The following is an 11,541-nucleotide window of genomic DNA, read 5'->3' as shown; positions in this document are numbered from 1 at the left end:
GGACAGTCAGCCAGGCGTGAACGGGAGCCATGGTTGCTTGCCAGCAATCTTAAGCAAGGCGAATGGAATCCAGCAAAGATCGTAGCGATTTATAAGCGCCGCATGCAGATCGAAGAAGGCTTTCGAGATGTAAAAAATGAGCACCTGGGATTGGGCCTTAATCTGCATCGAAGCCATTGTCCAAAGCGCATTGAGGTGTTGTTGTTGATTGCTGCTTTGGCCAACTACCTTCTGTTTTTGACAGGGCTGCAGGCACGAGAAAGCGGTTTGGAACGACGCTACCAAAGCAACAGCATCAAAGACAGGCGAGTGCTCTCATTGTGGCGACTAGGCTTGGAATACTGGCGAAGCTGCACAGATTTTGGGGGCCGAGGAGACTTGGAATATTGGAACGGGCTCTGCGTGATGAGGTAAGCCATCAAGCGCATAGCTTAAGGTAAATTTGTGGGGATCCCTCAGGGTCTGACCCCGATTTCCGTGACCCCGATTTCCGACTCCCGATTTCCGAAACCAACTGACACGTACGACCTCAATTCCAAAACCGTCTAAAAAACTGTCATTTCTTACAGCTCACCCTTGAATTTAAAGCGTTTAACCTTTGGGGGCACCTGTACCTTAACGACACACTTTTGAGGTCTTCCGAAATGGACAATAAAGAAGCACAAACCAAGCTGAATAAATTCGGAGTTGGGCAGCTGGTTAATCTGACTGGATACTTTGACTTTCCCAACAAACAGACAGAGAGGGAGGAAAAAATTGTTGAAATCAACGCTGATTCCGTAGTGATCGAAAGGCCAACCGCAAGCAGTCCAGAAACCCTGCAGTATTCGGCTATCACTTTCATTATGTAAGCAACCTCGCGGCCCGTACGCGCTGCAGGACATGGACCAGCATGAAGGCCCAGTGTAGTGGTCAACTAATCCCGGGCACGACGTTAAACGGCCCGCGCTGGAGCCGACCCATCGTTGAATTGATGAGGCCTGATCCCGTTGTAGCGATGCATCAAAAAATGGCTGATATCGCGCTGTGCTTCCTGCGCAGTTCGATAGCCCACGGTCGGTATCCATTCTGTTTTCAAGCTGCGAAATACGCGCTCCATCGGTGCGTTACCCCAGCAGTTTCCTCGTCGACTCATGCTCTGGCGCATGCGGTATCGCCACAAACGCTGGCGAAAGAGTCGGCTTGCGATCCCTGGTCCGAGTGGAATAGCAGATCCGAAGGACTGCCACGCTGCTCGTAAGCCTATCCAGCGCTTTGATCACCAGCTCAGCGTCTGGTTTTTCCGACATCGTCCAGCCCACGATCCGACGCGTACAAAGATCCAGGACGACAGTCAGGTAATGCGATTTTCCTTGCCCAAATGTAGGTGATATCGCCGCACCAGACTTGATTGGGCGCTGGCACGTCGAACTCGCGGTTCAATGTGTTCGGGATATCCAGTCTTTCTACTGTGGCTCGTTTGTAGGCATGGGAGCCGGGTTGTTTGCTCACTAATTCAAGCTCGCGCATCAAGCTACGCACTTTGAATCGACCGAGTTGCTCACCGTCTTCACGCATCAGCGACAGAATGCTGCGACTGCCCGCAGAGCTGCGACTTTGCGAGAACAGCTCACTGACGCGACTACGTAATCGAAGCCGTTCAACATCGGGCGTACGGCGCCGCAGGCGCTGGGCGTAGTAACACGAGCGAGTGACGTCAAACACCTTGCACAGCCAATCAACCGGTTCATGGGCGCTCAACTGGTCAATCAGCGCGAACGCTCGTGATCTTCTGACATCAAGAGCGCGGTAGCCTTTTTTAATATGGATTTCTCTCGCTCAAGCCGAGCGATTTTGGCCTCCAGTTCCTGATTTTTTTGCTGTTCCGGCGTCAGCGCCTTGCTCTGCGGGGTGATGCCTTTATGTTCTTTCTGAATCTGGTCAACCCAGCGGCGCAATGCTGACTCACCAATGCCGAGTGAACGGCTGGCTTCGATGTAGCTGTAGTTTTGTTTGAGCACGAGGTCTGCGGCCTCGCGCTTGAATTCAGGAGTAAAGGAGCGGCGTTGTTTGGTCATCTGACGCCTCGATCTGGCGAGCATTCTCACCTAAATGGGTGTCCGGTTTCATTAGAACACTACACTGGGCCAGAAGCGGTCATTCGAACTCATGTATGCTTATTTGCTCAACCACATCTGAGAAAGCCCATTGCCCTCCCCTTCAGAATCTCCCAATCATCACTCTGCTTCTTTTGAAGAGGCAGTTGAACAGTTAGCCGAAGATCTGCGAAGAGTAGTCGGCAATCTTGTCCGGGAAGTGCGCAGTGGGTCGGACACACCGTCCTCGGCACAATCTGAAACGCTAGGTTTGCTTGACCGTCATGGCCCCGCGAGCATAAGCGCGCTTGCTGCACATCGTCACGTCAAGCATCAAAGCATGCGGCTGGTTATCGCCCAGTTGGAGCAGCAGCAGCGGGTTACACGAAGTCCTGATCCAAGCGATGCACGAAAGCAGCTCTTCGAGCTGACGCCCCCTGGTCGAGCTGCGCTTGAACACAGTCGTCTTCAGCGCAGTGACTGGCTGGCACGCCAGCTTAAGGAAAAAACCACCGCGTCACAGCTGCAAACACTCGAAGCTGCGGTCAGAATCCTGGAGCAATTGATTGCCGCCGCCCCAAACGGTCAATCAACCTGAGCGCAAAGCCGCCAGCACACTCGGCAACGAATTGACGCCCCAGTGCTCGACATATTGACCGTTGCGGATGCGAACGATGTCGATGATATCAATGGACACTGCACGTCCCGTTGCCTGTATCCCGGCAATCACCCCGCAGTGGCGGCCGGTAATGCGCTTTCGGGTCGTCACCTTGTCGTCTTCAGCAACCTGATCCAGCACCTCGACCTGGAGGTCGGACAAGCCCGGATGCAGAACATTGTGAAAGGTATGCCATAGACCTTCCCGACCTCCGTCTTGCCCCGCTGCCGCTGAATGATTTATGAAGTCTTGCGCCACGAGCATTTCAAATTCGTGGCGGTCGCAATTCTCAATAACCTTCTGATTGAAACGACGGACGATAGCCTTGTTCACTGCTGACATAACGCCACCTGATGCTTGAATGCGTAGAAGCCCAAATATATACAGTTAGACTGTACATATCCAGAGCATCAGTGAGCGCTGTCCGATGACATCCGCAGGGCATTGATCTATTGCTGCCAGTCGCAGGCTCAAGGTCACACGCTCGCTGGCGGACCTTGAACAAGCCGACGGGATCAGACGCGCACACTTCGGCCGACAATGTTCCAGCCGGCATCACTCCTTGGTCAGATCAACCAACGGCGTCTGCCGCACTTCAGTCTCCCGCCCATCCTGAATCTCGCTCACCTGCTTCAAGGCCTTATCCACCGCGGCCTTATCCGCTAACAAGCTGTAGCTGATGCGGAACTGCTTGTGTTCCTTGGGCCCAATTGTCGGTACCAGGTTCAGTGGCCGCTGGTAACGGCGGTTGTAGGAAAAACTTGTCCCTGGCTCCAGCCCTGTGACATAGCCCTGGCCTTGGGTATCGGTGTTTTTCCACAGGGAAAACACCGGCAGTGTCTGGGTATTGAAGCCGACCGAAACGCCCAGGCTGCCGGCCTTGTTGTGCAACACGGTCAACGTATCGCCCTTGGCATCGGCATACGGCACCACGTTGTAAACCGTTTCGTCGTAGTCCTTGGTCGGTGCGCGGTAGGTTTGCCAGTCGGGCAGATCGCCCTTGGCCTTGTCGTTGAACGGCGACACCTGTTTCACCGGCGCGACAAAACGAGCGCCCTGTTCCAGGAACGGGGTGCTGAAGTTGCTGTGATACAGCGCCTGGTATTCCTTCGGATAGTCGCCGTTGTTGGTCAGGGTGTCGTTGAGGGCGAACACGACGCTGCCGGGTTCGGTGACCAGTTCGGTCGCGACCGAGAAGTCGACCTTCTTGAACGCCTGCTCTTTCAATTCGCCGCGCAGGGTGATGGCGTACGGTGGTTTTTCATCGATATGCAGGGTGACTTTGTTCGCAGGAATGTTGGCGGCCCGACCGTGCAGGGTCAGCAGTTCGCCGTTGTCGACGCCGGGGTGGCCGACCCATTCGTATCCGCAGCGGGCGACCAGTTCATTAAAACCTTCCAACCAACCCAGACCACCGCGGCCATTGAGCTCGATGAAGGACGGATTGACCACTTCCTTGACCGGAGAATCCCAGCCCATGCGCACACTGCCGACCGAGGCCTGCAACACGTTCATGCCGCGAGTCGGCACTACCGAGAGCTTCATGGTGCCGTTATCGATATCGACGATGCTGACGCCCTCCTGGCGACCGCCGTGCAAGGTGCGCAGGGTAACGCTGAAGGGCTTGTCGGTTTTTATTCCGAGTTGCTGGCTGGTGATCTGCCAGCGCTGGGCGGCTTTGTCGGTGTCGAGCAGAACGTAATCCCAGGCCATGGCGTGGGAGGCAGCGGACAGTGCGCTGAGGGCAACGAAGAGTTTAAGCGGGGTCATGAGGGAAGCCTTTCTTGGAGTTGTGCCATTTTTATAAACTTGCTGAAACGTTTCATCAAGCTAAAAATGGACTCAATGCCGACGAGGTTGGCAGCGGGCAGTGGGCGTAAGGAAAAAACGGTAATGTCGCTGATAGCCGTTTGCTGACCTTCGTTAAAGTCAGCAATCGGCCAAAAGCCCGTCATTCGCGGCCCATCGTTCTGGACTCAAATTAACTTTCTGCTCCGAGCAGAATCATCGCACTTTTACTGAAGCTACTCTTTGAATGAGCGCCGTCTCTACACCGGCTTCACCGCATCGACCGGCCATGAAGCAACCATTTCTGCCCGGCACACTTCAAGTATTTCATCAGCAAGTGCGGAGTCATCCGGGCAGGCGCGCGACAAGATAATCGCGCCGACGGCACGTGAAAGCAGGTCGATTATTTTCTTTCTGCCCTCACCCGACTCAGGATCCGTTGCTGTCGGGTATTTCTCTTCCAGCGTCTGCAAGGTGTGCTCTATGCCTTCGGCGAACGTCGCTTTCACATCGTCCGCCTGACGCGCCGCGTCGCCACACAGCGCGGCCATCGTGCAACCACTGCCGCGTGCGTCGCGATGTTCTCTATTCACGTAGACATTGATGAAGCCCGGAACATCCAGAGCTTGGGCGGCTGTCAGCGATTTGGCCAGACTGCACGCCGAGGCTTCGGCCATCAGGTCGGCCTTCGACCCGAAATGTTTGTAGAAACCACCATGAGTGAAACCAGCGGCCGCCATGAGATCAGCAACGCCGACGCCGTCAAAGCCCCGCTCACGGAACAGCTCAGAGGCGGTTTCAACGATGTGCTCTCGATTTGCCTGCGCCTGGGCCTTGGTTACTCTCATTTGCAATACCTCGTGTTTCCCGGGAAATCCTCAGTCCGATGATACATAGATGTCACCCATAATCAAAATTGTTGACAGTTTAGATTTCGATCATCATCCTAATTGCAAGCACCACTGATCTTCATCAACGGGCACGGAAGATTCATCAGATGACCAAGCAGACTCTGTTCACGCCTTACCTACTCGGCAGCCTCACGCTATCAAACCGCGTCGTTCTCGCGCCGCTGACACGCAACCGCGCCGGTCAAGGCTTGGTCCCTAGCGAATTCGCGGCGACCTATTACAGCCAGCGCGCCAGCGCCGGCTTGCTGATCAGCGAAGCCACGCAGATTTCCCGGCAGGGGCAGGGTTATCAAGACACCCCGGGAATCTACACGCCGGTACAGATCGACGGCTGGCGCGTCGTGACTGATGCCGTGCATGCCAAGGGAGGAAAAATCTTTCTGCAACTGTGGCATGTCGGCCGCGTCTCGCACGTCGACCTGCAGGAAAACGGCGCTGCCCCCGTGGCCCCTTCTGCGCTGCGCGCCGCCACCAAAGTGTTCGTCAACAACCGCTTCGAGGACGTCTCCGAGCCTCGCGCACTGGACATCAGCGAACTGTCGGGAGTCGTCAGCGACTTCCGTCAGGCGGCGGTCAATGCGATCGCCGCTGGCTTCGATGGCGTGGAAATTCACGGTGCCAACGGCTACCTGCTCGATCAATTCCTCAAGGACAACGCCAATCTGCGCACCGATGCTTACGGCGGCTCGATTGAAAATCGTGCTCGCCTGTTGCTCGAAGTGACGGAGGCTGTGGTTAGTGAGATCGGTGCCGACCGCACCGGTGTACGCCTGTCACCCGTGTCACCGGCCAATGGCGTATCCAGCAGCGATCCGCAGGCGCAATTCGATTACGTCGTAGAACAACTCGACGCCCTCGGCGTGGTTTACCTGCACGTGGTCGAAGGCGCGACCGGCGGCCCGCGTGACGTGGCGCCCTTCGATTTCGCCGCCCTGCGCCAGCGCTTCAAAAACACCTACATCGCCAACAACGGCTATGACCTCGATCTGGCCACCTCGCGGCTCGCTGAAGACCAGGCAGACCTGATCGCCTTCGGTCGCCCCTTCATTGGCAACCCGGACCTGGTGGAACGCCTGAAACGTGGCGCGCCGTTGTCCGCGTTCAATCCCGCCACCCTCTATGGAGGCGGCGCGGCAGGCTACATCGATTACCCGACACTGGCTGAATCGAGCGTCAGCGCACGCTGAGCTCGTTCTGTTTCCCATATCCTGAAAGAGAGATACCCCATGAGCACTCGCCCCACTGTTTTGATCACTGGCGCCTCCACCGGGATTGGCGCCGTCTACGCCGAACGCTTTGCACAACGCGGCCACGATCTGGTGGTGGTTGCCCGCGATCAGGCGCGCCTGGATGCACTGGCCGCGCGCTTGCGCAGCGAACACAACGTCACCGTCGAGGTGTTCCCGGCGGACCTGACTCAACCCGGCGACCTGAGCAAGGTTGAAAACCGTCTGCGCGACGACGCCCACATCGGGATCCTCGTCAATAACGCCGGCGCTGCACTGTCCGGTCATTTCGTCGAGCAAAGCACCGATAAAGTGGCGCAACTGGTCGCCCTCAACACCACGGCGCTGGTTCGGCTCGCCAGCGCCATCGCTCCACGCCTGGCCAAGGCCGGTGAAGGTTCGATCATCAACATCGGCTCGGTTGTAGGCCTCGCACCGGAATTCGGTATGACGGTCTACGGTGCGACCAAGGCCTTTGTGCTTTTCCTGTCCCAGGGTTTGAGCCTGGAACTGTCGCCTCAAGGCGTCTACGTGCAGGCCGTGCTGCCGGCCGCCACGCGTACGGAAATATGGGATCGCTCCGGCGTCGACATCAACACCCTGAGTGAAATCATGGAAGTGGGCGATCTGGTGGATGCCGCTCTCGTCGGCTTCGATCGTCGCGAACCCGTGACCATTCCGCCGCTGCACGAAGCGGAGCGTTGGGATGCCCTGCAGGGCGCACGACTGGGCCTGATCGGGCAAATCCGTCAGTCCGCGGTGGCTCAGCGTTACCAGACTCCAGAGTGATCTTCAGGTAGCGAGCATTTGGGGCGGATTCGATGCAAGTGCAAGGCGCTGCATCGAATCCGTCCAGAAATCGGGAGTGGTAATGAATTCAGCCCAGACAAATCCCCCGTCGGGTTCGCCAACGTCGTTCATCAACGCGGCGAACCAATCGATCACGGTCAACGGTATTCCATTCGCCTACCGCGATATTGGCCCCACTACTGGTGTGCCCCTTGTAATGTTCAACCATTGGGGCGCGGTGCTCGATAACTTCGATCCCGCAATCATCGATGGCCTGGCGCAAACCCGACGCGTCATTACCACTGACTATCGTGGCATCGGCGGCTCGGGTGGAACCGCGCCACTGACCGTTGGCGAGATGGCCGACGATGCCATTCAGTTGATCCGTGCGCTGGGGCTGGAAACCGTTGATGTGCTTGGATTCTCCCTCGGCGGCTTCGTCGCTCAGGACATCGCTCTGAAGGCGCCTGATCGGGTGCGGCGGTTGATTCTGTCCGGCACCGGGCCGGCCGGCGGCAGCGGTATCGGCAAAGTTGGCGCGGTGTCGTGGCCATTGATTCTCAAAGGCCTGCTGACCCTGCGCGATCCGAAGTTCTACCTGTTCTTCACTTCTACGGCCAACGGCCGTAGAACTGCCGCGCAGTATTTGCAGCGCCTGCAAGCCCGCAAGAACAATCGTGACCAAGGCCCGACGCCCCGTGCTTTCCTGCGCCAGTTGAAAGCGATCACTGCGTGGGGCAAGCAGCCGCCGCAAGACCTCGAACGCTTGCAGGCACCCGTGCTGGTCGTCAACGGCGACACCGATATCATGGTGCCCAGCATCAATTCGTTTGAACTGGCCAAGCGTATCCCCAACGCAGAGCTGGTGATTTATCAGGATGCCGGTCACGGCGGGATTTTCCAGCACCACGTTGATTTTGTGGCCAAGGCGCAGGCGTTCCTCGATGCCTGACCACGCACCGGCTACCCTCCCTGCAACCGACAAGAGCCGCACCTCGATGAAAGCATTCCTTATTGATCGCTACGGCAAGCAACCCGGACGCCTCGGCGAAGCGTCAGCCCCTGAAGTGGGTGCCCACGACGTCTTGATCGAGGTCCATGCCAGCAGTGTCAACGTGCTGGACTCGAAGATCAGCACAGGCGAGTTCAAGCTGATCCTGGCCTACTCGTTTCCGCTGATTCTGGGCAACGACCTGGCGGGGGTAGTGGTGACGGTCGGCTCGCATGTGACACGCTTCAAACCAGGTGACGAAGTGTACGCTCGCCCGCCGCAAACACGGATCGGCACGTTCGCCGAAAGGATTGCCGTGGACGAGAACGCGATCGCCCTGAAACCAGCCAATACCAGCATGGCGCAAGCCGCGTCCCTGCCCTTGGTGGCACTGACTGCATGGCAAGTGCTGGTCGACACCGCCCGGCTACAAAAAGGCCAGAAGGTGTTGATTCACGCAGGCTCCGGCGGCGTCGGCACCATTGCCATCCAGCTTGCCAAACACCTGGGTGCCTTTGTCGCCACAACCACCAGCACCGCGAATGTCGAATGGGTCAAGGCGCTGGGGGCTGACGTGGTCATCGACTACAAAAAGCAGAATTTCGAAAATGTCTTACACGGCTACGACGTGGTGTTGAACAGCCTCGGCACCGATGTGTTGGACAAGTCACTGAAGGTCCTCAAACCCGGCGGCCAACTGATTTCCATCTCAGGGCCGCCCACTGCGCTGTTCGCACAGGAGCAAGGGTTATCCTGGCCATTGCAGCAGGTTATGCGTCTGCTGAGCCTCGGCATTCGGCGCAGGGCACGCAAGCAGGGCATCACGTACACGTTCGTGTTCATGCGCGCCAACGGTACCCAATTGCAACAAATCAGCGCACTGGTTGAGGCGGGCATCATCAATCCGGTGATTGATCGAACGTTTTCCTTTGAATCAACGGCAGAGGCTCTTGAATACGTCGAACAGGGACGAGCCAAAGGTAAGGTCGTCGTTACGATCAAATGACTACCCGCCTATCAATACCGACTGTGCCGCCGCCTTCGCTGCCTCGCTGGGGCTCGAGAGCTCCCACCGTTTGAGGTGTGTTTGTCAGCGGGTTGAGCGTGAGATGGCGAGGGGTTGGGCGCGCCGCTATGATGTGGCCTTTCGCTCAATGCCTCAGGAAACGCCGATGCCCGACCTCACCTTCCGCAACGCCCTGCCCGCCGACGCCGCGCGTTGCTTTGAAATCGAAACCAGCGCCTACGAAGGCGACGAAGCCGCGACGCTGGAGAAGATCGCCACGCGTATTGCGCAGTACCCCGAGGGCTTTTTGATTTTGGAGGCGGATGGCGCGGTGGTGGGGTTTATCAATGGTGGCTGCGCCCATCAGGTGGTGATGTCGGATGAGGCGTTCAAGGAGTTGGTGGGCCATGCGGCCGAGGCGCCGAATGTCGTCATCATGTCGGTGGTGGTTGACCCGGCGCAGCAAGGCAAGGGGTATTCCCGGCTGTTGATGACTGAGTTTGTGCAGCGCATGCGAGCCATGGGCAAGCAGACGATTCATTTGATGTGCAAGGAGCAGCATGTGCCGTTGTACACGCGCATGGGTTACGGCTATGTGCAGCCGTCGCCGTCGGAACATGGCGGGATGGCGTGGCATGAGATGGTGATGAGGTTGCAAGCCTGACGCTGCAACTGCCTCGGCAATGACGCCATTCAATACCTCAGGAAAAGGATTACCTGCATGTTTATCGGTCGCCTCGCCCATCTGACGGGCTGTACGCCAAAAGCCATCCGGCTGTATGAGCAGATGGGCCTGATCAACCCGCCCCAGCGCAGCGGGCGGTATCGGGTGTATAACGCGCACCATGTGCAGATGGTGCACTTGATCCGCAAGGCGCAGGTGGCGGGTTTCAAGCTGGCGCAAATGGCGCCGTTGCTGGCGGCCAAGCAGGCGTTGAAGGCCTTTCCGCTGGGGTTGGCCAACGAGGCCGTGGATGCCAAGCGGTTGGAGGTGCAGGCCAGCATCTGCGCGTTGCAGGCCTTGGACGTGCACTTGGCGGGGCTTAAGTCGCAGATGAACGAGATGTTCGGTGAACAGGTTCATACGGCTGAACCTGGCGCCTGTCCAGATAGGCAAATGCTTCACGCAACGCCTGTTGCGGTGGCCTCGGGCTGAAGCCCAGTTCTGCCTTGGCCTTGGCGATGCTGTAGTGCTGACGCACGTTGTGGAACAGTCGCACTTGGCTGACCAGCAACTGGGCCGGTTTGCCGCTGAGTTGCGCCCAGCGCTCTTGCATCCAGGCAACGCCCATCAATAGCCATCGGGGCGCGCGTGGGGGTTGGCGGTAACCCAGAATAGCGTGCAGGTCGGCCAGGGAGGATGGATGCTCGTTGGCCAAGATGTAGCGCTGGCCTGGGCGACCTTTTTGCGCGGCGAGCAGCAGCCCTGTGGCCACGTCGCGCACGTCCACGAAGTTGAAATGAAAACCGGGGTCAAGTGCCAGCTTGCGGTCTTTGACTGATTGCACGAATCCCATGGTGTCGGTCAGGCGTGCGGCGTTCGGGCCGACCATTGCCGAGGGTAATACCGAGACCATCCAAAGCCCCAGCGCGTTGGCGGTTTGCCAAGCCATGCGTTCGGACAGCAGTTTTGAGCGGTAGTAAGGGTTTGCCAGCTCCGCGCTCCATGTGGACTCATCCAGCGCGCTGCCGTCGTGGCCGACGGCGGCCACTGAGCTCACATACACCACGCGCTTGACCCCGGCACGGCTGGCGGCCTGCAATACCGCGCGCGTGCCTTGCACATTGGGTTGGACGATTTCCTGCTCAGGGTTTTTGGCCCAATGTTTGAACACGGCGGCGACTTGAAACAACACCTCCACACCGTCCAGTGCTTTGAGCATGGCTGGCTCATCGAGCAATTCGGCGTACACCACTTCGCAATCCAGTCCCACAAACGGCGCGCGGTTGTGAATATCGCGCACGCCTGCACGCACGCGGTGGCCCTGTTTGAGCAGCGTTCTGACCAGGGTATTGCCAAGATGCCCATTGGCACCGGTTACCAGACACAGCATGCATTAACGTCCTTTTTCGTTTGGAAACCTGAGGGGTGTGGCG

The 11,541-nt window shown here is 57.8% G+C and carries 12 protein-coding genes and 2 pseudogenes; 9 read left to right on the top strand and 5 right to left on the bottom strand.

Going from position 1 to position 11,541, the window contains the following annotated elements; translation table 11 throughout:
- Both AOA59_RS19370 and AOA59_RS19365 read left to right on the top strand, forming a co-directional pair.
- Positions 1-440: pseudogene (locus tag AOA59_RS19370) on the top strand (transposase); the annotation flags it as partial.
- 204 nt (positions 441-644) lie between these two features.
- Positions 645-851, top strand: coding sequence for a hypothetical protein (locus AOA59_RS19365; protein ID WP_065929589.1), 207 nt, complete (start codon positions 645-647; stop codon positions 849-851).
- A gap of 83 nt (positions 852-934) precedes the next feature.
- Here AOA59_RS19365 and AOA59_RS19360 read toward each other — a convergent pair.
- Positions 935-2,057 (bottom strand): annotated as a pseudogene (locus tag AOA59_RS19360) (IS3 family transposase).
- A 238-nt stretch (positions 2,058-2,295) separates the two neighbouring features.
- Between AOA59_RS19360 and AOA59_RS19355 the strand changes: the two are divergent.
- Positions 2,296-2,673, top strand: coding sequence for a MarR family winged helix-turn-helix transcriptional regulator (locus AOA59_RS19355; RefSeq protein WP_256593070.1), 378 nt, complete (start codon positions 2,296-2,298; stop codon positions 2,671-2,673).
- Here AOA59_RS19355 and AOA59_RS19350 read toward each other — a convergent pair.
- From AOA59_RS19350 to AOA59_RS19335, 3 genes are all read right to left on the bottom strand, one after another.
- Entirely contained in the window at positions 2,665-3,075 is a 411-nt protein-coding gene (locus AOA59_RS19350; RefSeq protein WP_099488752.1) for an ester cyclase, read from the bottom strand. The two genes, AOA59_RS19355 and AOA59_RS19350, sit on opposite strands and share 9 nt — an antisense overlap.
- Positions 3,076-3,288: 213 nt before the next feature.
- Positions 3,289-4,503, bottom strand: a complete 1,215-nt coding sequence (locus AOA59_RS19345; protein WP_099488751.1) for an aldose 1-epimerase family protein — start codon at positions 4,501-4,503, stop codon at positions 3,289-3,291.
- Positions 4,504-4,781: 278 nt separating this feature from the next.
- Entirely contained in the window at positions 4,782-5,369 is a 588-nt protein-coding gene (locus AOA59_RS19335; protein ID WP_099488749.1) for a TetR/AcrR family transcriptional regulator, read from the bottom strand.
- 149 nt (positions 5,370-5,518) lie between these two features.
- Here AOA59_RS19335 and AOA59_RS19330 point away from each other — a divergent pair, with 149 nt between their 5' ends.
- The 6 genes from AOA59_RS19330 to AOA59_RS19305 all read left to right on the top strand — a co-directional run bounded on the left by AOA59_RS19330 (position 5,519) and on the right by AOA59_RS19305 (position 10,600).
- Positions 5,519-6,619, top strand: coding sequence for an alkene reductase (locus AOA59_RS19330; RefSeq protein WP_099488748.1), 1,101 nt, complete (start codon positions 5,519-5,521; stop codon positions 6,617-6,619).
- 39 nt (positions 6,620-6,658) lie between these two features.
- Positions 6,659-7,447, top strand: a complete 789-nt coding sequence (locus tag AOA59_RS19325; protein ID WP_099488747.1) for an SDR family oxidoreductase — start codon at positions 6,659-6,661, stop codon at positions 7,445-7,447.
- 82 nt (positions 7,448-7,529) lie between these two features.
- The gene (locus AOA59_RS19320; RefSeq protein ID WP_099488746.1) at positions 7,530-8,399 is read left to right on the top strand and encodes an alpha/beta fold hydrolase; all 870 of its coding nucleotides are present in this window, start codon (positions 7,530-7,532) and stop codon (positions 8,397-8,399) included.
- Between the two features lie 46 nt (positions 8,400-8,445).
- Entirely contained in the window at positions 8,446-9,444 is a 999-nt protein-coding gene (locus AOA59_RS19315) for an NADP-dependent oxidoreductase (RefSeq protein ID WP_099488754.1), read from the top strand.
- 166 nt (positions 9,445-9,610) lie between these two features.
- Positions 9,611-10,108 carry a GNAT family N-acetyltransferase gene (locus tag AOA59_RS19310; RefSeq protein WP_099488745.1) on the top strand — a complete coding sequence of 166 codons (498 nt, stop codon included), beginning with the start codon at positions 9,611-9,613 and terminating at the stop codon, positions 10,106-10,108.
- A 57-nt stretch (positions 10,109-10,165) separates the two neighbouring features.
- The gene (locus AOA59_RS19305) at positions 10,166-10,600 is read left to right on the top strand and encodes a MerR family transcriptional regulator (RefSeq protein ID WP_099488744.1); all 435 of its coding nucleotides are present in this window, start codon (positions 10,166-10,168) and stop codon (positions 10,598-10,600) included.
- On the opposite strand, the gene AOA59_RS19300 is transcribed toward AOA59_RS19305, so the two are convergent.
- On the bottom strand, positions 10,488-11,498 hold the full coding sequence (locus AOA59_RS19300; RefSeq protein WP_099488743.1) for an NAD-dependent epimerase/dehydratase family protein: 1,011 nt from the start codon (positions 11,496-11,498) through the stop codon (positions 10,488-10,490). The two genes, AOA59_RS19305 and AOA59_RS19300, sit on opposite strands and share 113 nt — an antisense overlap.
- Positions 11,499-11,541 lie beyond the last annotated feature (43 nt).

Origin of the sequence: Pseudomonas sp. 2822-15 (assembly GCF_002742515.1) — a bacterium.
GTDB lineage: Bacteria > Pseudomonadota > Gammaproteobacteria > Pseudomonadales > Pseudomonadaceae > Aquipseudomonas > Aquipseudomonas salomonii.
The sequence above is the reverse complement of the archived record's forward strand: the minus strand, read 5'-3'. Positions and strand labels throughout refer to the sequence as shown.

Excerpts from the sequence above, each read along its gene's own strand:
- AOA59_RS19365 (WP_065929589.1), top strand. The coding sequence starts at position 645 with ATGGACAATAAAGAAGCACAAACCAAGCTGAATAAATTCGGAGTTGGG.
- AOA59_RS19350 (WP_099488752.1), bottom strand. The coding sequence starts at position 3,075 with ATGTCAGCAGTGAACAAGGCTATCGTCCGTCGTTTCAATCAGAAGGTT.
- AOA59_RS19345 (WP_099488751.1), bottom strand. The coding sequence starts at position 4,503 with ATGACCCCGCTTAAACTCTTCGTTGCCCTCAGCGCACTGTCCGCTGCC.
- AOA59_RS19335 (WP_099488749.1), bottom strand. The coding sequence starts at position 5,369 with ATGAGAGTAACCAAGGCCCAGGCGCAGGCAAATCGAGAGCACATCGTT.
- AOA59_RS19330 (WP_099488748.1), top strand. The coding sequence starts at position 5,519 with ATGACCAAGCAGACTCTGTTCACGCCTTACCTACTCGGCAGCCTCACG.
- AOA59_RS19325 (WP_099488747.1), top strand. The coding sequence starts at position 6,659 with ATGAGCACTCGCCCCACTGTTTTGATCACTGGCGCCTCCACCGGGATT.
- AOA59_RS19320 (WP_099488746.1), top strand. The coding sequence starts at position 7,530 with ATGAATTCAGCCCAGACAAATCCCCCGTCGGGTTCGCCAACGTCGTTC.
- AOA59_RS19315 (WP_099488754.1), top strand. The coding sequence starts at position 8,446 with ATGAAAGCATTCCTTATTGATCGCTACGGCAAGCAACCCGGACGCCTC.
- AOA59_RS19310 (WP_099488745.1), top strand. The coding sequence starts at position 9,611 with ATGCCCGACCTCACCTTCCGCAACGCCCTGCCCGCCGACGCCGCGCGT.
- AOA59_RS19305 (WP_099488744.1), top strand. The coding sequence starts at position 10,166 with ATGTTTATCGGTCGCCTCGCCCATCTGACGGGCTGTACGCCAAAAGCC.
- AOA59_RS19300 (WP_099488743.1), bottom strand. The coding sequence starts at position 11,498 with ATGCTGTGTCTGGTAACCGGTGCCAATGGGCATCTTGGCAATACCCTG.